Below are 21,306 nucleotides of genomic sequence, written 5' to 3'. Positions count from 1 at the left end.
ACCCTGCCTAGTTATAGCCAGGGTTCTGTTTCAGCTTTGCTACGCCACCCACAACACTCATATCGATCTGATATTGTGGAATCGGGTAATAAACATTTTTGCTGTTGGTGAATTTGGCTCCGTTTAAATCGGTGGTAATTTTTGATTCATACGAGAAGAATGCATTCAATTTCTGATCGGCAATTCCCCAGCGTACCAGATCAAAAAAGCGGTGTCCTTCCATGGCCAGTTCAATACCTCTTTCAAAATAAATTGCTTTTAAAGCATAGTCCTTACCCCCACTAGCAAATTTACCCGCCGGATATGGTTTAATAGCATAGTTTGCTGCCGGTTTGTCTGAAAAGCCTGCCATAGGATTGGATTCATCCAGATACTGATAAAGCCATCCGGATGGTTTTGCTGCCCTGGCTCTTACCAGATTAACGTAATCCTCTGCCTTTTGAAGACTTCCAGCATTTGCCTCTGCTTCGGCTGCCATCAACAGAACATCAGCAAAACGTATTACCAGCACATTAATCGCATTTCCCGGTGCCCAGGAACTAAGATCTGCATAAATATCCTGGTTTTTCTGTCTGTGAATATTTTTTTTCGGCGCATATGGCCCCGCATATGCCTGGTCTCTTACCCAGTCCATTCCCGGAAAAAGTCCCCAGTCATGATAAGGAATGCCCCTTCTCCCAACAGTCCAGTCCAGACGCGGATCAAGCGTTCCTGCATCCGGAGTAAAAGGCGTTGATGAGGTAAGTCCCATGTCATTTTTTACCGGACTGCTGTTAGGACCATCCAAAAGCGGAAGACCGTTTGCATCCGTCCGGTATGAATTCACAAGTGCCTGAGAAGGCTGATAAAACCCGCAGCAGCTGAAAGGAGCTCCTGTACCATATGGAAAATTAAGCATCCCTCCCATGTTCGCACTGTAAATATCCAGTGTTCCGTCGTTGGCCACCATTTGAATTGCAAAAACAGATTCTGCATTATTCTTGGTCGAAGCATCAAAGTTATCCTTGAATTCTACAAGTCCGTATTTTAACCCGTTGGAAGTTACCCCACTGGCAATCACATCAGTAAAAACCGGAAGTGCCAAGTCAAATTTCTTTTGATAAAGATAAGTTTTACCCAGATAAGCGCCGGCAGCCCATTTGTTTACACGCCCCACCTGCGACTGTGTCGCTGGTAAATTTTCATAAGCAAATTTCAGATCAGCCTCAATCATCGGCCAGATATCTACATCATTTGGCTGGTTGAAATCCGTGGTGGTTTCATCAATCCAGGGAACCATGTTCCACATTTTTTTCAGCTCAAAATAATAATGGCCGCGAAGAAAACGGGCTTGTGCTTCAATAGGTGCTTTTTCTGTTTCCGGCAGGTCTTTAACCAGTGCCAAAACTCTTAGAACCGTATTTGAGCGGGTAACACCTTCATACAACGCTTTCCATTTTGTATTAAAAAAACCATTGTCGGCTCCGGAAGTAAAAGTCGCGATTGCTGCAATTGGCGTCTGGTCCCCTCCGTCACTTCCTTTGTGCGCGTCACCTGCGGCAACGGCTCCGTAAATCCAGTTATCCGGTGCAGACTCCCAGCCGCTTCCGCCTGTAAAATCTCCCTGCCCGTCCAGCGCGCCATAGGCACCGGTAAGAAGCGCATCAAGACCTTTTGCGTTTGCTAAAACATCATCACCTAACGCTCCCTGAACTGGTTTGTCAAGAAAATCATCCTGACAAGCCTGCAAGAAAAGCAAGGAGATGACCAAACAAATAGCTCCTATATAGTTGAATATTTTTTTCATATCTGTCGCTCTGATCAAATTAAAAAGTAAGGTTAATGCCCACAGTGTACTGGCGTGAAGAAGGATAAGAACCTTCGTCCAGACCGATGACAGTTGGGCTATTATCTCTGTTTCTGCTGATTTCAGGGTCAAGTCCCGAGTAACCTGTGATTGTAAATAAATTGGTCGCCTGAAGGTAAAGCCGCAGCTGCTGCACCTTAATTTTTTTCAACAATCCCTGAGGAAAAGTATAGCCAATCTGGATGTTTTTAGCGCGCAGATAAGACCCGTCCTCAACAAAATATGAGTTTGGAACGTTGATCGTGCTAAAAGAACTGGCATTTTCCTGGATCGGTGCTTTTGCATTGTGATTTTCTGGTGTCCATGAATTGTACAAAGCTGTTTTACTTTTCGCGCCTGAACGGGATGAGTTAAAATCTGTCCACCAAAGTGTCTGGTTCCATACTTCATTTCCCTGGACCCCGTAAAGGAACATGCTGAAATCGAAGTTTTTATAGTTAAACGCAAGGTTCAAACCGTAACTAAAATCCGGATTTGGATTACCCAGCATCGTGCGGTCGGCAGAAGAAATAACCCCGTCTCCATTGGTGTTTGCGTAACGGAAACGGCCAAGGGCCGCACCTTCCTGATAGACTGCATCCGGGTTGCCGGTTTGCTTAACTGCCAGAGCATTTGCCTGGTCAATTTCTTCCTGCGTGTTCCAGAATCCATCAACTTTATATCCAAAAAACTGGCCGATAGAATTACCGACCTGATTTCTGACAATCGACGCTCCGTCAAATCCACGACCTTCCAGATCGAAATAATTCGCGCTGTTGGTAACCTTCAAAATTTTATTGTTGTAGGTTGTAAACGTTAAAGTGGCATTTAATTTCAAGTCGCGGGCCAGATCAAATTTTGAATTAACCTGAAGATCAATTCCTTTGTTTTTCATTTGTCCGATATTCACAAAAGGCACATTTCCACCTCCGGCAGTTCCTATCAGAGAGGGATTGAAAAGCAGGTCTTTTACCTCCTTGATATAATAATCAGCGATAATGTCCAGATGACCTTTCAGGAAAGTTGCATCAACACCAATATTGGTACTTATATTTTTTTCCCAAACAGCATCAGGATTTCCGATCTGCGATTTTTCAAAACCTTCCAAAGCGCCTGCGTTGCCGGTACCGTTCAAATCATAATAAGAACTGCGGCGATTGGATCCATATGTTGTGAATGCATTACCTGATCCTACGTTGATCTGATTACCCATGACACCGTAGTTGACGCGCAGTTTCAAATCATCCAGCCAGGAAATTCCTTTCATGAAATTCTCCTGGGAAATCCGCCAGCCCGCGCTGACAGCCGGAAATGTTCCATATCTTTTATTGATGAATTTCGATGATCCGTCACGGCGAATTACGGCACCGAAAAGGTATTTATCCGCATAAATATAATCGACCCGCCCCAGCAGTGAATATAGCGCATCGCCTGAACGACTGCTATAATTACTTCTTGTGCCCGAACCCGTTGAAAGATTCATATAATTGGGATCAAAAGAAAAATAGCCCTGGGTACTTCCACCCACATCATAACCTTTGCTGTTGTAACTTTCACTGCCTGCAACAACAGTCAGCTCATGTTTTCCCATGCTTTTGTGGAAAGTCACAAGGTTTGACCAGGTCCAGTTATAACCCGAATACGAATCTTCCGAGTAAGTATTGGTATTGCTGTTTTCTTTGTTTTCGTAAGTTGGGAAGTCGAAGCTGTTGGATCTTCCTGAGTAATTTTCACCACCAAAACTGGAACGGAAGGTAAAATATTTGAACAAGTCAAACTCAGCGAAAACATTTCCAAACAGACGGTTGCTCAAACCCTTATTGTAGCGTGTACGTTCACGCATAGCAACCGGATTAAAAGCATCACCCATGCCAGAAGCGCGGCTTCCCGCATAGTTGCCCATAATGTCATGGACCGGAACAATCGGCTGCATGCGAAAAGAAAATGCAATTGCAGAACCGCCATCAGATAAATAGCTTCGTGGATTGTCGCTGATGGAATATGCCAGGTTTTCACCAATTCTGATGTGTTTGCCAATATTGTACTGGCTGTTGGAACGCAGCGTATATCTTTTCAGATAAGTGTTTGTAAGGGCCCCTTGCTGGTTGAAATAATTCAAAGAGAAAAGATAATTTCCCTGGTCATTCCCGCCGCTTAGTGAAATGTTATGACTCGTTGACGGCGCTTTTTTAAAGATTTCATGAAACCAATCTGTTCCCGCTTTATTTGCTTTTACGATTTGGTTGAAGGTATTGAAATCGTCAACGGAAGTGTAATTTGGATTGACATAGTAAAGCGATGGATCCGTTCCCGGGTCTCCTTCTTTGGCGCCTGTTGGAAGGATATAATCTGGCAAAACCGGCGCTGCCCCATAACCATATTGATCATCACCAACGGTTAAGCCAGAATTTTGCTGAACTTTGAATTTAAGTTGTGCCTGTTCCAGCGGTGATAAAGTGTTCCATACATTGCCGCCAGGAGGCGTTTGAATTCCATAGTAAGCGGTGTAATTTACTTTTACCTTATCTTTTCCTTTTTTGGTTGTAATAATAATAACGCCATTCGCAGCACGGGAACCGTAAATAGAAGCCGATCCCGCATCTTTCAAAACCTGCATGGAACCGATATCATTAGGGTTCAAATCAGAAATGGAAGTTGTTGGAACGCCGTCCACTACATATAAGGGAGCATTATTTCCAAAAGTGTTAATTCCGCGGATCTGGATTTGGGGCGATTCTCCCGGCTGACCGGAGCCCGAAATTGTTACCCCGGAAGCGCGGCCCTGCAACTGACTTGTTACGGTTCCACTGGGCGTCTGATTCAACTGTTCAACATCAACCACTGAAACTGCACCGATCAAATCCTTTTTACGCTGCGAGCTATAACCCGTTACCACCAGTTCAGACAGTGTAGAAACATCAGGTTTCAACACTATATCGACAACACCGCGCGATCCCACCATTACTTCCTGTCCCATAAAACCGATAAAACTGAAAATAAGTATCGATTCGTCGCCGGGAATATTGATCTGGTAATTTCCTTCCACATCGGTCATTGTACCTTCATTAGAGCCCTTTAGGCGGATGGCGACGGAAGGAAGAGATTCGCCTTTTTCGTCGGTTACCTTGCCTTTTATCAAACGGATGTTTACCTGTGAGGAAAGATTTTTTGCCTCCTGGATCTTTTCAGCTTTTGTCTTCTCTGTGATACCAATCATACTGCCCACTTGCTTGAATTCCAGAGAAGTTTGCTTCTCGATGAGCTTCAGTATGTCATTCAGCGGCAGCCCCATCGCATAAAGCGTGACCTGGGGCGTATTTCGAATCAGTTTTTCGTCGAAAGCAAATGTAACATGAGCCTGTTGCTCAATTTGCCGGAGCACATTTTTGACCCGCGTCTGGCGGACGTCCATATGCACATGCTGGGCTTCACTGGGACTGGCCGCCAGTAATGCCGCAGTCAATAGGTTAATGCCTAAAATTAGCGTAGAAATGCGCATACATTTTTTCAATAAGGGGAGTCCCTTACGGTAATAATTCACCATATTTGTCTGATGTTTAATGATTAACCTGTTAAACGTTACCCTTCTGACTGTTGATGGTTCGAAGCATTGCACAGCAGGAGAGGATCTCATTCCGGGGACATTTGCAGTGTTCCCGGTTTTTGTTGGTAGTACTTTCCTAGAAAGCCGACCTGATTGTAGTTTTATCTGATTACGATGGTGCTGTCGTTAAGTTGTGAATAGTTAAATTTTTTGGAAAAACTAAGAACTTTCAGCACATCCGTTAATGGCTGGTTATCAAGTGTTATTGATATTTTTTCTTCTTCAAGTGCTTTCTTTTCTACAACAATATGCTGATTGTACTTTCTTTCCAGGGCATGAAAAACCTCTGAAAGCGGCTCATCTTCCAGTACATTCCGGTTGTCTTTCCAAGGTGCGATGGCAGGTGGGCTGATTTCGCTGATTTTAATTTCTGACTTTTTATTTTGAACAATAATCTGCTTTTCGGGTAATAGCATAACGGCCGGTTTTCCAGGTTGATTGTGAAGGCTTACACCCACTTTTCCGGATTTTACAGTAACCTTCGACTGGCCGTCGTTGTCATATGCTTTTACATCAAATGAAGTTCCAAGAACGGTCACGTCCAGCGTTTTTGTCCTTACCACAAAAGGACGTTTTGACTCGTGAACGACATCAAAGAAGGCTTGTCCGTTTACCAGTGTAATTTCACGCAGTTTTTGAGTAAAGATTTTCGGAAACCTGACCGTTGATCCGGAATTAAGCCAAAGTTTGGAGCCGTCGGAAAGCTGAATAGAGATAGTCTGACCGAATGGTGCATGGACCAGTTGCATCACGCTTTCAGAAGCCGGCCTTGTTTTATGCCAAGCAAATATGGCAAGCGTTATTACGGCCGCCGCAGAAGCCGCCCAGATACCAAGCCTGCGAAATAAACCAGAGGACACCGGTTCTTGTTCTGCCTCATTTTGCGCAATGCTATCTTTTAGCCTTCCTAAAATGCTTTGTTTTAACTGCTCTTCTGTTTCATAGTTTTCAGAAACAACGATTTCCGATTCACCGGATAGTGTTGTTTTATCATACCAGCTATGAAGCAGCTGCTTTTCTTCTTCGCTGGCAGTACCATCAAGAAATTTTTGAGCTAATATTTTTAGATATTCTTGGTTCATGCTTATCCGGGATTATTCCTCTGTAAGCACAGAGTATGGAAGTAAGCAAAACCCCTTAGTAGTAATTGAAAATTTTTAGATTATTTTTTATTGGCGCTTATAATTGCGTCAAAATAATTATTTGCAGAATAAAATTTATCGAACCACTTAGCCCCGCACGCACTACTTTCAATGCTTTTGTCAGGTGAGCTTCGGCAGTTTTAGGAGATATCTGCAACTGTTCGCATATGTCGGTAAGGGATCTGTCCTCTAACTTGTTATACTGAAATACAAGTCTGCATTTTTCAGAGAGCCGGTTGGTCAGTGTTGTTATAATTTCCAGTAATAATCTGTTTTCAATGTCCTTTTCAATGGAAACAAAAGGCGAGCTAGTGTTTCTGATCTCGTTCTCATAAACTTGTTGTTTTTTTATTTTGGAAAGGGACCGGTAAACCTCATAACGCAGCATCGCAGCAAGATACTGCCGAAGACTTGCAATGCTGAGTGTTTCCCGCTTGGTCCACAACAGTAAAAATACATCCTGAGTGATCTCCTCAGCTATTTCCGAAGATTTTACGATACGATGCGCCATCAGGAACATTTTATTCCAATAGCGGTTATAGATTTCTTCAAAAGCTGCATTCTCTCCTGTTTTTAACAAAGTAGTTAATTCGTCGTCGGAAAGTTCGTCGTAATCTACCATGCCTGTAATGTATTTAGCAATTGCCTGAGTTTAGGTTTTAAAAGAAAGTAAACAATTCCAAGGATTTATTAGACTTATATTTTAATTTGGATTTAAGAATTTATTTCAAAATAAAGTTAAGTTAAAAATGTTAAATCTAATATTTAATTTGGCAAATGATCAATTTTAATAATTTCAGTTCACTTGTATGTTTTAATTTTTTCTTCAACGATTATCACAAAAGCTGACAGGCTGCTGCATAGATGAATAAGTACCTATCTAAATTCTGTACCGGTAAGCAAAGTTAAGGGCCGGTTTTATAATTGGGTACCTGCTGAATATTTCTAATTCCTATATTAAAAAGTTTATTAAAAATTCGATTGGTTTTGCATGGCCGCCTTCGCTTTTCAAACGTGATATCGTTGGCATTGCTCTTCCGTTCTGATTTATCATAAGTAGGCAATAAAAAAATCGCCTCATCCGTAAAACGTGAATTCCCACATATGCATTTTCGGGATAATTGGCATTTAAAAAGGGAAAAGAATTACCATTTCGTGTCGGGTATAATCATTGATAAGGGCACTCGACTCAATTATCAATTTAACATAAAACCAATATGAAAAACTATTTTATTTACGCGCTAATTTTAGCAGGATCACAATTCCTTTCACAACATTCATACGCACAATCCGTTCAGAATCAGGATGCCGATTTTGTACAGAAGGCTGCGGAAGGTGGAATGCTTGAAGTAAATCTTGGCCAGCTTGCCCTGAAAAAAGCAGAAGCCAAACAAGTAAAGGATTTTGCAAAAATGATGGTTGATGACCACACCAAGGAAAATGAAGAACTGATGACTTTGTCAAAAAAGAAAAAATTTGATATGCCTGCAACATTTGGCAGTGCCAAACAAATGATGTGTGATAGCCTTTCCTCTAAAAGTGGTAACACTTTTGATATGATTTACATGAATATGATGATTGCTTCACACGAGGAGACAATTGGGCTATTTCAGCGGGAAGCAACCGGAGGAAAAGATGCCGATTTAAAGAAATGGGCAACTGCCAAACTGCCGGCTCTAAAACATCATTTGGAAATGGCTAAAATGCTTTTCAAAACCAACTAGATTGATACCCCATCGCATGGAGGGTGCCTGTAAACACCCTTCTTGCTATGGGTTTGACACTGATTTTACAACCGGGCCAATTTGATCTATACGAAAGACCAAAGATACTTTTTTGAATAAAATGGGGAAATAATTATTATAAAGGATGATGAAGATGATCAGTACCTTTTGAAAAAGTGTTTAATACACTGCATTGCCCAATAAAAGGATTTATTTCCAAGACGGCATGACCGCATTGAAATACCTGCATAATAATGACATTGCTCCTTTTCTTCTTCTTTCAGATATCAATATCTAAAACGGATATCTGTTCAGAGCCTTTTCCTGCTTCAATTTTTTTAATTCCTTCTTACCCCTGCCTTCTTCTTCATTGCAATCTAGACTTTTACAAAATTTAGCCAAACCCAACAACTTGGTTTACAGTAATATTCAGAAAAAGAAGATTTAAAAGTGCTCCTTTTCTTTCATTATTGGGAAATCGACAACAAAGACGAAAAACTTCTACAAAAATTGCGTAAATCAACTACAAACCGTTTCGTTTCTATCAGTTACATTTGAATTACTAAAAGCCGCCCCCTGTTGAATCTGCCAAAGGTTGTAACAGAAACAGTGCTTATGATTCAAACAGAATTTACCTTCCATACTTATGAGCAAGTCAAACATTTTTGTATATACGGAGCTGTCCAAGCTTACTGCCAGTCTGACAAACCTTAGTGGAGGAATTAAACAACAACTAAAATCTCAGGCAGGTTATTTCAATATAATTACCCCAAAATACTTCTCAGAAAACCTGATGGGTGAATGGGAAAATATTACCGGAAAGATCAGAAAAGACGGTCCTAGTATAGGTCCCGATGGCCAGATCCGTGCTAACGCAATTATTAATACGATTGATCGCATGAGCCAGCAGGAATGCATTGCCCTGACAAACCAGGTAATAAGCCTTTACGAAAAAGTCAAACAAGAATTTGAAAAATAATCAGAAAGGTTTATTGATTTGTGGTCTACTTTCTGAACGTTGCTGGCAATTGCCAGCAACGTTTCTTTTTTTATGCCTTAATTGCCATTGGCTGTGTTTCTTTACTAACATGCTACTGATAAAGCAAACTATATAACTGGCAACATCGTTACGCCTGACACTGAAGCCAATCTTTGTCAACTGCTTAGACCTAATTAAAAGAGTTCCGAAACTGCAATGGTGACTGACTGGTATTACTTTTAAACAATTTATTGAATGATTGTGGATGCTCAAAACCCAAGGCATACGCAACCTGATTCACCGATAATTCAGTAGTCGGTAATTTCCCTCAGCCTGATGCACAACTTTGTCGATGATAACTGCCTGATGCTTTTATGGAATTAGCAAAATCTTCCCTTCATCAGTATATCTACAATTCTTGATACGCCACAATCTTACGCAACATTACGCCCCAGCCAGAACTAGCCAGCCGCCGCCAAGTCAGTTAGACAATTAAGAAAATATTAAAACTTTGATATGGGCCGAATCGGTTTGATTTGGCATTCCGGATGTGATTATCTTTGGCCGGCAAAACTTAGATACCCCCTACATGAATTCAGTGTTAAGATTTTTTAAAACAGAACGCGTAATTTTTTATTTCTATCTGATAATGAGCGTTGTTATTGGCCTGGTCTTTTACTTCCAGGGCCCCCGCAGATTCAACAACTTGATCATCTACCGCCAATCTTTTTTTCATCTCATCGATCACAAAAACCTCTTTGTTGAATATCCCACAGAGTATTTCGATATCTTTTTATACCATCCAACATTTTGCATTCTCTTTATTCCGTTTAGCTTGATGCCAGTATTTGCATCGCTGATATTGTGGACGTTACTGGGTGGTTTGATTATTTTTTATGCCATTAAATTTCTTCCGATTAAACCGGGCGAAAAAGTATTTTTCTGGTGGTTTGTTCTGATTGAACTTGCCACGACATTGCATAGCCAGCAAACCAACTCAATTATCGCTGCGCTGGGACTATTTACCTTTGCTTTCCTGGAAAGAGGCAAGCCTAAATGGGCTGCTCTTTTTCCTGTTATCGCTTTCTGTATCAAGGGTTATGGACTGATTTTCGCGGCGCTGTTTTTGTTTTATCCAAAACCCGGAAAGTACATTTCCTATTCCATTCTGTGGCTCATCATCTTTGCATTTCTGCCGCTCCCATTCACCGGGCCGGCCTATTTTATTCAGGTGTACAAAGACTGGCTGACCTGTCTTACAAGCGACCATGCTGTCAATTTTGGCTATTCGCTGATGGGACTTTTCCAGCTATGTAAAACGTCATTCACCGAGTCGGATTTAACTACGACGCAGTTTATTGGATTGTTTTTATTTGCAGTCACTTTGCTTATAAATTTGCTGAACAAGGCTTATGTTCAAAAAAGTCAGCGCATGCTACTTTTAGCCTACTGCGCCTTGTGGGTCATTGTTTTCAATCATTCTTCTGAGCCGCCAACATTTATTATATCGGCTGTGGGAATAGCCGTTTTCTGCCTGGTAAACCGTAAGCGGTTTACGTACTGGCCTGATATCATTGCCGTTATTGTTCTGTTTTTTAGTGTCGTCGCACACAAGGATATTTATTCGGCCTCCTGGCCTTTTGGATTTGTGCCGTCTTTGGTTGCCAAGACTTTGCCATGCGTTTTGGTATGGCTTATTTTACAAGTCCAGCTGTTTTTTAAAACTGAAACACTTGACACAAAATATGCTGATGGTTAATAATTGCCAATCCTAATCAAATTCTGCTGCACTTTTATCCACCGACTGAAAGGCCTTATCCGTTTTGATCAGATAAGCGCAATAATCCTGACTGGTAATAAATTCTGCGCCAGTTTCCTTCAATGCGCTGATCAGGTAATCCAGTTTTTGAATCAGTCTTTCACCGTTAGGTTTTTTAACATAACCCGGCAATTTGTAATGATCAATTCCGGCAAATTCCCAGGGGTGAAAGTATAACATGAGATTTCTCCTTTTGCGCAGTGTTCTCTTGGCAATAGCAGTATAAAGCGCGCTGGGAAGATTCTTAAATGATAGCCAAAAAAGGGGAAAACGCAGCGTCGGACTTGTCGAACACGGAAGAATAATGAGGCCCTTTTCCACGGTTGGCTCCGCACTTTTATGAAGCAGATTATATCGCCCGGGAAGAAAAGTTGGATTAATAGACGAATCATACTGAAATCCCCAGTCAGAGAGTCTGGATATATTAAGCGGCTTCAAACGGGGCATTCTGAAACCCGTCACCTTTATTCCGGTCACCTCTTCCAGAATTTGCTTTGATTCAAGTATGTCTTCCTGCCTGAACTCATGAAAAGGAGAATGAAACAGCGCATGGGAGGCTATTTCATGTCTTTGCGAAAGTTTTTTAATTAGTTCCGGATTCTTCAATGCAAAATTACCCGTCGTGAAAAATGTCACCGGAATACGATGTACAGCCAGTAGCTTTTTCAATCTGTCCATGCCTTCAAGCGTTATATCAAACTGCTCTTTGGTAGATACTTTCTGACCATACTCTTCGGGAATATCAAATTCTTCCAGATCAAAAGTAAGCATTACAAATTGTCGTTTCATATACTGCCTAAGGGTTATTCTTGCCATATTTACCGCTTCGCGATAAACTGTTTTAATTTAAAAATAAGTCAATACAATCAAAAGATCGGCTTTAATTCAATCCTGAGTGTATTATTTTTCATTCATTTCAAATACAAACGTATTGCTTTTTGTTTGATAACGAAGGATTTTAAGAAGTATAAAATTCCTGCGTTTTTTTGTCATACTTAACGGTGTGATCTTTCAAAACACCGGATGACGCTTAAATTCAAGTTAATCGAGCCGTGATCAAGCTGCCGGTCGTGTTCAAGGACGTTGATATCCAACCTATGGCTGCTGCTTTCAAAGGAATTCGTATGGCTGGTAACAATCGCATGTCTGATTGCCTCGCCGCTGGCCTGGTGGTCTATGCGCAGCTGGCTTGAAAAATATGATTACCGTATTGAAATTAGCTGGCCGGTTTTTGCAGTTGCGGGCTCGACAGCTGTAATCATCGCACTGCTTACAGTAAGCACCCAGGCAATCAAAGCCGCTATTGCCAATCCTGTTGACAGGTTAAAAATTGAGTAATATCTGGCATTTGCTGTCTGACTCGTGGGCCTGACTGTTACAACTAAATCGGAAATCCGGAAAATTAATCCGGATAAAAGTAAGACTTGATTGTTCAACCAAAAGGAAAATATCCGCGTATTTTCCTTTTGGTAATTCATTTCAACCACGAGGCTCAAACCGCACGGATGGTTGAACTTTCAGAAACAGGACGTGCTTGTGTTTTTTTGGCTCAATATTTTCCCGAGTTTAAACTTGTCAGGCAAAATCAAATCAGCTGATACTGCTCAATGGATTGTAGTGCTTTTTCCAGTGCAGTCTCACTTAGAGCAGGAATTCCCATTCCCTCTACCCTAAAAAAGTTCAGATCAGTGATGCCAATAAAACCAAAAACGGTTTTCAGATAGGGCTCAACAAAATCATTTTCTTTAAAGGGTCCTTCGGAAAATACAGCACCGCTGGATATGGCAACATAAGCCTTTTTGCCTGTAACAAAACCTTTGGGACCGTTTTCGTCAAATTTAAAAGTAATTCCGGCACGCACGACCTGATCCAGCCAGGCTTTGACAGAAGACGGAATTGAAAAATTATAGGTAGGTACATTCAGCACAAGAATATCAGCGTCAAAAACTTCCTGAATCAATTCATCTGAAAGCCGGACAGATGCTTTCTGCAAATCTGTCTGCTGGTCAGACGGCGTGAAAAAGGCTTCTAGCTGACCTGCATGTACATGCGGAAAGATACCATGGGTCAAATCCCGGACCATAACTTCTGCTCCGGGATATTCTGCACTTATTTTACCGATCAGCGCATTACCAAGCTTATTGCTGAAAGACATTTCGCCACGGGGACTGGAAATAATATTTAAGATCTTTTTCATTGTCATTATACTTTTAAATTTTTACAAAGCTAAGTTGCCCAGACACGCGTTTGCCTGGAGTTTCCCGGAGTATACCGGTATACTTTGGGAAAGCGGTATATAAAAGAAAGCTTGTTTTTCTTAGTTTTGTAGCTATGGAAATAGCAATAGAAGATAAAAGAAAATGTCCGGCGCACGCTTCAACAGCTGACTGCTCAAAAATGCTCCTACCGATTAGGGATGCCCTGGATATATTAAGCGGCAGATGGAAACTGCAAATTATCCTTTCCTTAAAATTTGGAAAAAAACGCTTTAAGCAGATACAAAGAGAAATTCCCGGACTTACGCCAAAAATGTTGTCTAAGGAATTAAAAGAGCTGGAACTAAATGAGCTGGCAGAAAGGCATGTGCATGATACTGTTCCTGTTTTGATCGAGTATGACCTTACACCCTACGGACGGACGCTCAGCCCGCTGATTGGTGAACTGCACTCCTGGGGAAGCGCCCACAGGAAAAGAATATTAAAAGGGGAATCGGAGCTGTCGTGATAGCAGTACTTGCCATTTCACTGTTGGTGCGCCAGACTATAAGAGGGCAGAAATGCTGTTTTTAGATAACAACTATTTGGAATGGGCTAAAAGCCACCGGGTAAAATAAGAGTATTCTTCCCTGATTAAAACTCATAAAAGGTTTTTGGTCTGGCCAAACACTACTTAATCCTTCTTTGCTGGTTTTGTCATATCAATCCATTTCGTAGAAATATAAAATGGTGATACTAGTATAGACAAAGTCCATTTAAGTATTGTTCTCATAACAGTATTATTTGATATGCTGAAAGTTAAGGAAATTACGGCTCCTTCCTTGACGTTTTTGATAAGCGGTAAAAGTTAGGAATCTTATCAGTGGAGCTTTTCCCCGGAAAGATCAGTCATGTCATAGGTAAAAAATTCTTTCAAAGCCTCCTTCGTCTACTTTATAAATTAATGAATTTATAAAGTAGAATCCGCTTGTAGACATCATCCAGCTTCATATAGTGTGGAATATTAATTTAACGCGAATTTAAACTACCACCAAAATTCCTTTTAATTCATAAAAGCTGGCTTTAGTGTTGTCCCTCCCCTTAATCTGCAATCCGTACATTCTGCACTTGCCACCGTGACCGAGTCAGACCTTTTTCCGTGATAGGTCAGAAGCAACTGCTCAGTTCGCAGCGCACATAGTTCATCCAGCGAACGGCATTCAATTGGTATCGTGTCCGTTTTCGCGCATCGTGGAAAACTTCCAAGACCCGGAGTGATCAAGATCCGTTTTTTTTCTTCTGTGCCTGCGCTGAAATAACCGAAGACAAGTTCAGAAGGATTAATCGTACTTTTGATATTACCGGTTAGCAAAAAAGGTGTCGGGTCAAAAAGTCCTCCGGTTAGTTCAGTCGTTTTTGCAAGGGTTGTCCAGTATTCAAACGCCTCACTGGATAAAGCGTATTGTTTTAATAAAATGCTGTACTTGATATATAGTTTGTTTGTGCTGATAGGCACTATATTGATTGGCACCTCACTGATGATATCACTGCTTTGCTTAATAGTTGAGCCCAGAAGGATATTTCTGGATTTAAAGGTTTGCCAGCATTTATTGATATCTTTTTCCCTGAGAACAACTTTGCCTGCAATGACTTCAAGCGCAGACGCGTAGGTGGCATGATATTCCCAGGTTTCTTCAAAACTCCACCGGTAGAAATGAGTCTGGTTCTTAGGATCATGGGTATTAGCATAGAAAACTACTGCATTTCTGACTGGTTCAATCTTATAGCTAACGCTGTCAATTGCCGGCGTTTTTATGACAGCCACATATTCAGAAAGATACTCCTTTCCTGCTGCGGTTTTAATCCTCAATCTGTATTTTTTCCCCTGATCAAACCCATAAGGAGGTAAAATGTATTTCCCGGCACCCGTTTCTTTAAACGAAAATGTCGTTCCTGATTCATCTTCAACAGATAACGCCGCACCTGTTTCCTTGACAGGCTCTTCTGTCTGGCTTAAGTTCTGGGTTCTGCTCAACTGAATGATACTTGTGTCCGCGCCGGTGTTCAAAAATCCATCTACAACAAGATTTTGTTCCAAAGTATCAATTCCAGGTGGCGAAAACTGCTTGATACATCCATGAATAAAGAAGACAACCAACAGAATAAAAAAGAGTTTTTGGTATCTATTCATGACGCAATAACTGTTTGTAACCGACGAAAAGAAAACATCTTATCATGGGGGGAAAGTGAAAGTTGAGTAATGAGAACTTTTTTTAAAAGAACTAAAAACTGCTTTTTACTTAAAATCAAACTTTTTTAACGCCAAAGGCTGGTCAGCTATGAGTGAATGTTCTTTCTAAATCATCTCTCCCAACATCACTTACTGCTTAAAATTTTTCCGGCAATATCACATTGAAAGTCGCGCTTCGCGCCTGTTAGATTTACTTTTTGTTGCTCTGATGCACAAAAGATGTTCGCCTGTATCTTCAGGTATGAAAGAGCATATATAGAATTTATTTGACCTTGTTTTGGTTCAGGGCGACGGGAGTTCAGAGCCTTAATTATGCCCGTTTTGTTAAAATATATTTCGGCAATGAGAAAATTTCCTGCACCCTATCGTGACCAATTGCGAATTTGTATCTTTGCAGCAGGCAATATTGAATATATTACTAAAGATCTTATCTTTAATATTTAGCGATACCGAACCTCCTCATATTAAACCTTTTGATGCCATAAAATGACAACGTTGTCTAAGCTGATCACAATATCCATAGTAATACTATTGGTTCAACTTACATCGGCTACGGCTTATAGCCAGGACGGATCAGATCTGATAAAGACTTTTAAGAGATTTAAAGGGGAACCACGGGATTCGGTACAGATCTCTATTTGCAATAAACTGGCTGAAAAGTACCTGTTTAATAACACGGATAGCTCTCTTTTATTTGGAACGATCGCCTTACAATATGCAAAAGAAGTTTGTCTTCTTAAAGAAACAGTAAGAGCCTACAACAACATTGCAAAAATCTATTATGTAAATGGTTCATTTTTTGAGTCTCTTTCCTATGCGGATTCTGCTTCGGTTATCTCCAAGCAGCAAGGCTGGAAGTCGGAGCTTGCCATTGCCATCAACACAAGGGGCGTCATCTATCTTGGTCAGAAAAGATTTAAGGAGGCGATACCTGAATTTAAAAAAGCGCTGGCAATTAATGAACAGATTAAAGACAGCGCAAAGATTTCAGCAAATTATTTCAATATCGGCTTATGCCATGATGAACTTCACCAGTTTAAGGATGCCTTTGCAAATCTGAAAAAGGCACTTTTGATTGCAGAACAATGCAAAGACGGACACCTGAATCAAATGTCCCTGAACAGAATCGGAGAGACCTATTTTCATTCACGAAATTACAAACAGGCACTATTTTATTATCAGTCGGCCCTTCATTTTACTGCCTATCAGGACAGGTGGGAGAAAGGTTTCGCTTATTCTGGTTTGGCCCAAACGCTTTACGAAATGAAGCGCTACAACGAAGCACTGGCCTATGCTGACAGGAGTTTTGCACTGATGCAACAGATGAAAGCCGACTGGGATACAGAGCGGGCAGCTAATATTTTATCAAAATGTTACGCAGCATTAAAAGATTATCAAAAGGCTTATGAATACCAGGCCATTGCGCGGGCCTATGGCGACAGTATTCTTAATCAAAATAAGGAACAGGAGATCAACTACCTGCATTTGCAGGATCAGAAAGCCGAGAATTTAGACCTGACCAGAGAAAACGAGAACAGCAGGCAGGTAATCAAGAACAACCGGATCATTATCTCGCTGACCGCACTATTCTCTATTCTGCTTTTAGGGGCACTTTTTTTACTAAGGCTTAATATCTCCCGTAAGAATGTCTTGAACCGAAAACTTCAGGAGAGCAATGATGCGATTGGTCAGCAGAAGCAAGAGATTCAGGCCCAGCGTGAAGCATTGATCTCACTTAATCAAACCAAGGACCGGGTATTATCTGTCATTGGCCACGATCTGCGTAGCCCCTTTGCATCAATTGTTCAGGCGCTGGATATGATCACCCAAGGCTATTTGGACGAACAGGAACGGAAATATATTCTCCAAGACTTCCACCGGCAAATATTGCACGTCTCAGAGCTGATCGATAATCTGCTCAACTGGGCAAGCAGCCAGCGGAGCGGTGCTCAGGTAAAATATGAAAAAATAAACTTGACGGAGGTAACCGGGAGCGTCTTGTCATTATACAAGCCGGTTTCTCAACAAAAAAAGCAGCATTTAATACACCAGGATCAAAAGCCGGTATATATTGAAGCCGATGAAAATCATGTCAAAATCATCCTTCAAAATATCATTAGCAATGCCATCAAATTTACCCCGCCAACAGGAACAATTAACTTGTTTTATAGCTGTCAGGATGATTTTTCCGCCATTCATATCAAGGATAGCGGAAAAGGTATGTCAGAGGAAAAATTAGCCCGGTTATTTAAATCTTCGGGCGTGGCAATATCGGAAAACGGCACAAACAGTGAACCCGGAACCGGACTGGGCCTGGTGATGATTAAACAATTTATTGAGGAAAATGATGGCCGTATTCAGGTACGGAGCGAAAAGGATCAGGGATCTGAATTTATCGTTTATTTTAAATCCTGTCAAAAATCAGATCTTTCACTTTGAAAATGCGCAGCTAATGCCTCTGGCGCTGATGTGGAAAAACTCTTAAGCAGTGCAAGACCTCAAAAAGCAATACGATCTTTATTTCATCACTTCATTTCAATACCAATAACCTGCTGCCGCTCGGCATCTGCTTCATTTCCAGGGAATAAATTCCCTGGCTACAATGTCGGCCGTGCCTACGGCACTAGAAAAATGCCATAGGCATGAATGACATTGTAGCCAGGGATTTCAATCCCTGTATTACCGATATTTTAGTCGTTTGTAAATGCCGTAGGCATGGTCAATTTAATCCAACTAACCATCTTCTTCTATAAACTAACATTAGTATCTTTCAACCGCTTAATTGCTCATTTATTCCCCATACCACTTATCACTGAAAAGCATCCATTCGTGTACTTTGTTATACATAGTACCTGCCATCACCCTATCTTTGATTCATCAATAAGGGAAACAATTACAACAGAACATTCAAATATAATTAGCCATGAAAAACTCATTCAAAAATATCGCTCTTGCTTTCGCATTTGTTACCTCTTTCGCTTTCGCTGCTAACGCTGAAAATAAAGAAACTAAAAAAGCTTTAAGCTTTGGAACCGGGGTTTATATCAACAAAGGTGGAAAAATCAACGTGTTGGTCGACAAAGCGGATGATAACGCTTCAACAACCATTCTTGTGAAAAATGAAAACGGAGACGTCGTTTACCGCGAAATTGTAGCCAAAGGAAATCAGAAATTCGGTCGCCAGTTGAACGTTACGGATCTTGAAGCAGGTAAATACCAAATCGATGTAACAAGTAAAAACGAAACACAAACCAAAACATTCCAATTGTCAGATCAAAAAACAGAACGTGCATTGACAATCAAATAAGCATCAGTAACGAATACTCTATTAGCCATTCATAAGAAAAATATTAGCCATAAAAAAAATTAAAATCGCCATGAAAACTTACATCAAAAATATCGCTGTTGCCTTTGCATTTGTTGCTTCTTTCGCTTTCTCTGCCCATGCAGATGATAAAGCAACTAAAAAATCTACCGGTTTCGGCACCGGAATTTATCCAACCAAAGGCGGAAAAATAAATGTGCTGGTTGACAAAGTAAATCAGGAAACACCAACTGTTCTGGTATTGAAAAACAGCGCCGGAGATATTGTTTACCGCGAAGTGATAGGCAAAGGAAACCAAAAATTCGGACGCGCTTTAAATCTGAATGATCTGGAAGCAGGAAAATACGAAATCCAGGTGACCAGCAATGGAGAAACTCAGTCAAAATCACTTCAATTGACAGAACAAAAAACAGAACGTGTTTTGACAATTAATTAATAAAAAAGAAATAATATAAATCAAAAAGTGACTTCCTTAGAACGGGAGTCACTTTTTGATTTATAGGTGAGTATACTCAAAGGAAATTATATACACTTCACATGTGAAAACTAGGTACACAGCAAATTATAAGCCCGAAGTAAGACAGGTTTTTTATAAGTTTAAGAAAAATTAGCATGATGAAAAAACCATTAAAAAATCCTTTCATTCTGGCGCTTAGAGCCTACAACCTTACCGTTGAAATTCATCACCATTCCGCCTATCAAATCGTTTTATCAAACGACACTACTTTTACTTCCACCATTAATGGGCAATTGTTTGAAGGGATTTACGGCTTTCTGATCAAACCCCAGGTTCCGCATTTCTGTGTCGCAGAAAAAGGAACGTTAAATATTTTAAACATAGAGCCATATTCCAATGTTGGTCTGGAGCTTTTGGGCAGGTTTGATACCGGTCAAAACTACATCGTTTTTCATTCGCCAATTGAAACAAATACCTTTTTCCAGACAGCAAAAGACTCCTTTGACATTTACAACATCATTGATGCTTTGCTTTCAAAATTGCCGACGCTTCATTATGATCAGCGGGTAACAAAAATCGTTGAATACATCAATGCCAATTACTCTCAGCAGGTTATAACGCCCGGCACATTCGCTGACATTGTTTTTCTCTCCCCTTCCCGCCTTGCTGCGCTTTTTAAAGAACAAACCGGCAGCAGCTTATCTAAATATTTGCTTTGGACAAGGCTTCGTCAGGTCATTTATCTTACCCTTTCCGAAAAAGACAGAAGTCTGACCGAAATTGCATATGATACAGGCTTTTATGACCTTCCTCAGCTCAATAAATACATGTATGAGATGTTTGGCATGCCGCCAAAAGCTTTAAAACACAACAGTGATTTGATACAAGTTTATTAGTGCTGCTGTTTCCAACTTTGTGCTATCAAAATAAACAATTTAAAAAGAAGCACAATGAAAGCGATAGCCTATCAACAATTCGGAAACACAGATGTTTTACAAACAGTAGAAGAACCAAAACCTGTTATTAAATCCAATCAGGTATTGGTTAAAATAAAAGCCGTTTCTATCAATCCTATGGATTGGAAAATCAGAAAAGGTGAAATGAAACTGATGTCCGGGTCAAAATTTCCAAAGCACACCGGAGTTGATTTTGCCGGGATCATTGAAGAAACCGGAACCGCTGTTACGAATTTTAAAAAAGGAGACGAGGTTTTTGGCGTTGGAAAAAATTCAATGAAAGAAGGTGCGCTGGCAGAGTATGTGGCGGTCTCATCAGCATCCGTCTGGAAAAAGCCTGCATCCGTTAGTTTCCCCCAGGCTGCCAGCATTCCTATTACCGGCGCCGCTGCTGTGAGCGTACTGGAAAATTTAGGTGAGGTCAATGCCGATACGCAAATTCTGGTAAACGGGGCAACCGGCGGCTTTGGGATGTTTCTGCTCCAATTATTAAAACAAAAACAAGCCAACGTAACCGCTGTGGCGAGCACAAATGCACTGGACTTTGCAAAAAAATGGGGAGCTGATAAAGTAATTGATTATACAAAAGAAAATGTACTGACCCAACAGAAAACTTATGATATTGTCATTGACCTGTCAGGCAAAATGGGTTACGCAAATGCCAGACAGATTATGAAACCCAAATCTTTGTTTTTGAACCCTACGCCCAAGCCCATCGAAATTCCCCTATCGCTGATTAAAAATCTGTTTACAGGTAGAAAGCATATTGTTGTTCTTTCGGATCCATCTTCCAAAAAAATGGAAACGTTGCTTGATGCGGTCAGCCGTGGATTACAGATTGAAATAAATAAAGTTTTTTCTTTTACGGAGTCTGTCGACGCATACCGATATGCTGAAAAAGGTGGCGTAACCGGCAAGGTGGTTATTGAAATAAACTGAGGGAAATAAGAGCACTTATAGTTTGATTGGGCCTTGAAGCCCAATCAAACTAATCCTTAATATGTAACTATACGCACATTAGAATTACAG

17 protein-coding genes and 1 pseudogene are annotated in these 21,306 nt (G+C 40.8%); 10 read left to right on the top strand and 8 right to left on the bottom strand.

All coding sequences use genetic code 11. The features are described 5' to 3' along the window. Window positions 1-7 precede the first annotated feature (7 nt). The 4 genes from IEE83_RS09965 to IEE83_RS09950 all read right to left on the bottom strand — a co-directional run bounded on the left by IEE83_RS09965 (window position 8) and on the right by IEE83_RS09950 (window position 7,193). A complete protein-coding gene (locus tag IEE83_RS09965; RefSeq protein ID WP_194120438.1) occupies window positions 8-1,786 on the bottom strand; it encodes a RagB/SusD family nutrient uptake outer membrane protein in 1,779 nt (592 codons plus the stop codon). 19 nt (window positions 1,787-1,805) lie between these two features. Continuing rightward, window positions 1,806-5,324, bottom strand: a complete 3,519-nt coding sequence (locus IEE83_RS09960; RefSeq protein ID WP_194123360.1) for a SusC/RagA family TonB-linked outer membrane protein — start codon at window positions 5,322-5,324, stop codon at window positions 1,806-1,808. Window positions 5,325-5,530: 206 nt separating this feature from the next. Then, window positions 5,531-6,511 carry a FecR family protein gene (locus IEE83_RS09955; RefSeq protein WP_194120437.1) on the bottom strand — a complete coding sequence of 327 codons (981 nt, stop codon included), beginning with the start codon at window positions 6,509-6,511 and terminating at the stop codon, window positions 5,531-5,533. 97 nt (window positions 6,512-6,608) lie between these two features. After that, a complete protein-coding gene (locus IEE83_RS09950; protein WP_194120436.1) occupies window positions 6,609-7,193 on the bottom strand; it encodes an RNA polymerase sigma factor in 585 nt (194 codons plus the stop codon). A 595-nt stretch (window positions 7,194-7,788) separates the two neighbouring features. Between IEE83_RS09950 and IEE83_RS09945 the strand changes: the two genes are divergently transcribed. Beyond that, window positions 7,789-8,295 (top strand): DUF4142 domain-containing protein, encoded by a 507-nt coding sequence (locus IEE83_RS09945; RefSeq protein ID WP_194120435.1) that lies wholly within the window; start codon window positions 7,789-7,791, stop codon window positions 8,293-8,295. A 646-nt stretch (window positions 8,296-8,941) separates the two neighbouring features. Further along, window positions 8,942-9,274 carry a hypothetical protein gene (locus IEE83_RS09940; RefSeq protein ID WP_194120434.1) on the top strand — a complete coding sequence of 111 codons (333 nt, stop codon included), beginning with the start codon at window positions 8,942-8,944 and terminating at the stop codon, window positions 9,272-9,274. Window positions 9,275-9,464: 190 nt separating this feature from the next. Here IEE83_RS09940 and IEE83_RS09935 read toward each other — a convergent pair. Continuing rightward, window positions 9,465-9,599: pseudogene (locus tag IEE83_RS09935) on the bottom strand (helix-turn-helix domain-containing protein); the annotation flags it as partial. A gap of 264 nt (window positions 9,600-9,863) precedes the next feature. Here IEE83_RS09935 and IEE83_RS09930 point away from each other — a divergent pair. Further along, entirely contained in the window at window positions 9,864-11,033 is a 1,170-nt protein-coding gene (locus IEE83_RS09930) for a glycosyltransferase family 87 protein (protein ID WP_194120432.1), read from the top strand. A 12-nt stretch (window positions 11,034-11,045) separates the two neighbouring features. Here the strand turns inward: IEE83_RS09930 and IEE83_RS09925 are convergent, their stop codons facing one another. After that, a complete protein-coding gene (locus tag IEE83_RS09925; RefSeq protein WP_194120431.1) occupies window positions 11,046-11,882 on the bottom strand; it encodes a polysaccharide deacetylase family protein in 837 nt (278 codons plus the stop codon). 294 nt (window positions 11,883-12,176) lie between these two features. On the opposite strand from IEE83_RS09925, the gene IEE83_RS09920 reads away from it, so the two are divergent. Beyond that, window positions 12,177-12,431: an ABC transporter permease gene (locus IEE83_RS09920; protein ID WP_194120430.1), complete on the top strand. Its 255-nt coding sequence runs from the start codon at window positions 12,177-12,179 to the stop codon at window positions 12,429-12,431. 247 nt (window positions 12,432-12,678) lie between these two features. On the opposite strand, the gene IEE83_RS09915 is transcribed toward IEE83_RS09920, so the two are convergent. Continuing rightward, window positions 12,679-13,290: an FMN-dependent NADH-azoreductase gene (locus IEE83_RS09915; protein ID WP_194120429.1), complete on the bottom strand. Its 612-nt coding sequence runs from the start codon at window positions 13,288-13,290 to the stop codon at window positions 12,679-12,681. 134 nt (window positions 13,291-13,424) lie between these two features. Between IEE83_RS09915 and IEE83_RS09910 the strand changes: the two genes are divergently transcribed. Then, the gene (locus tag IEE83_RS09910; RefSeq protein WP_194120428.1) at window positions 13,425-13,817 is read left to right on the top strand and encodes a winged helix-turn-helix transcriptional regulator; all 393 of its coding nucleotides are present in this window, start codon (window positions 13,425-13,427) and stop codon (window positions 13,815-13,817) included. A 534-nt stretch (window positions 13,818-14,351) separates the two neighbouring features. Here IEE83_RS09910 and IEE83_RS09905 read toward each other — a convergent pair. After that, window positions 14,352-15,479 (bottom strand): DUF4249 domain-containing protein, encoded by a 1,128-nt coding sequence (locus IEE83_RS09905; RefSeq protein WP_194120427.1) that lies wholly within the window; start codon window positions 15,477-15,479, stop codon window positions 14,352-14,354. Window positions 15,480-16,025: 546 nt separating this feature from the next. Here IEE83_RS09905 and IEE83_RS09900 point away from each other — a divergent pair. The 5 genes from IEE83_RS09900 to IEE83_RS09880 all read left to right on the top strand — a co-directional run bounded on the left by IEE83_RS09900 (window position 16,026) and on the right by IEE83_RS09880 (window position 21,216). Beyond that, window positions 16,026-17,978, top strand: a complete 1,953-nt coding sequence (locus tag IEE83_RS09900) for a tetratricopeptide repeat-containing sensor histidine kinase (protein ID WP_194120426.1) — start codon at window positions 16,026-16,028, stop codon at window positions 17,976-17,978. A 484-nt stretch (window positions 17,979-18,462) separates the two neighbouring features. Then, window positions 18,463-18,846, top strand: coding sequence for a DUF3244 domain-containing protein (locus tag IEE83_RS09895; RefSeq protein WP_194120425.1), 384 nt, complete (start codon window positions 18,463-18,465; stop codon window positions 18,844-18,846). A gap of 70 nt (window positions 18,847-18,916) precedes the next feature. Next, entirely contained in the window at window positions 18,917-19,300 is a 384-nt protein-coding gene (locus tag IEE83_RS09890) for a T9SS type A sorting domain-containing protein (RefSeq protein WP_194120424.1), read from the top strand. A gap of 176 nt (window positions 19,301-19,476) precedes the next feature. After that, on the top strand, window positions 19,477-20,217 hold the full coding sequence (locus IEE83_RS09885) for an AraC family transcriptional regulator (protein ID WP_228101755.1): 741 nt from the start codon (window positions 19,477-19,479) through the stop codon (window positions 20,215-20,217). A 54-nt stretch (window positions 20,218-20,271) separates the two neighbouring features. Continuing rightward, window positions 20,272-21,216 (top strand): NAD(P)-dependent alcohol dehydrogenase, encoded by a 945-nt coding sequence (locus IEE83_RS09880; protein ID WP_194120423.1) that lies wholly within the window; start codon window positions 20,272-20,274, stop codon window positions 21,214-21,216. Window positions 21,217-21,306: the final 90 nt, after the last annotated feature.

The sequence above is a fragment of the Dyadobacter subterraneus genome (genome assembly GCF_015221875.1).
GTDB classification, from domain to species: Bacteria; Bacteroidota; Bacteroidia; order Cytophagales; family Spirosomataceae; genus Dyadobacter; species Dyadobacter subterraneus.
Note: the sequence above shows the minus strand (reverse complement) of the source record. Positions and strands in the feature narration are given on the sequence as shown.

Coding starts and splice junctions, on each gene's coding strand:
- IEE83_RS09965 (WP_194120438.1), bottom strand. CDS start 1,786: ATGAAAAAAATATTCAACTATATAGGAGCTATTTGTTTGGTCATCTCC.
- IEE83_RS09960 (WP_194123360.1), bottom strand. CDS start 5,324: ATGCGCATTTCTACGCTAATTTTAGGCATTAACCTATTGACTGCGGCA.
- IEE83_RS09955 (WP_194120437.1), bottom strand. CDS start 6,511: ATGAACCAAGAATATCTAAAAATATTAGCTCAAAAATTTCTTGATGGT.
- IEE83_RS09950 (WP_194120436.1), bottom strand. CDS start 7,193: ATGGTAGATTACGACGAACTTTCCGACGACGAATTAACTACTTTGTTA.
- IEE83_RS09945 (WP_194120435.1), top strand. CDS start 7,789: ATGAAAAACTATTTTATTTACGCGCTAATTTTAGCAGGATCACAATTC.
- IEE83_RS09940 (WP_194120434.1), top strand. CDS start 8,942: ATGAGCAAGTCAAACATTTTTGTATATACGGAGCTGTCCAAGCTTACT.
- IEE83_RS09930 (WP_194120432.1), top strand. CDS start 9,864: ATGAATTCAGTGTTAAGATTTTTTAAAACAGAACGCGTAATTTTTTAT.
- IEE83_RS09925 (WP_194120431.1), bottom strand. CDS start 11,882: ATGAAACGACAATTTGTAATGCTTACTTTTGATCTGGAAGAATTTGAT.
- IEE83_RS09915 (WP_194120429.1), bottom strand. CDS start 13,290: ATGAAAAAGATCTTAAATATTATTTCCAGTCCCCGTGGCGAAATGTCT.
- IEE83_RS09910 (WP_194120428.1), top strand. CDS start 13,425: ATGGAAATAGCAATAGAAGATAAAAGAAAATGTCCGGCGCACGCTTCA.
- IEE83_RS09905 (WP_194120427.1), bottom strand. CDS start 15,479: ATGAATAGATACCAAAAACTCTTTTTTATTCTGTTGGTTGTCTTCTTT.
- IEE83_RS09900 (WP_194120426.1), top strand. CDS start 16,026: ATGACAACGTTGTCTAAGCTGATCACAATATCCATAGTAATACTATTG.
- IEE83_RS09895 (WP_194120425.1), top strand. CDS start 18,463: ATGAAAAACTCATTCAAAAATATCGCTCTTGCTTTCGCATTTGTTACC.
- IEE83_RS09890 (WP_194120424.1), top strand. CDS start 18,917: ATGAAAACTTACATCAAAAATATCGCTGTTGCCTTTGCATTTGTTGCT.
- IEE83_RS09885 (WP_228101755.1), top strand. CDS start 19,477: ATGATGAAAAAACCATTAAAAAATCCTTTCATTCTGGCGCTTAGAGCC.
- IEE83_RS09880 (WP_194120423.1), top strand. CDS start 20,272: ATGAAAGCGATAGCCTATCAACAATTCGGAAACACAGATGTTTTACAA.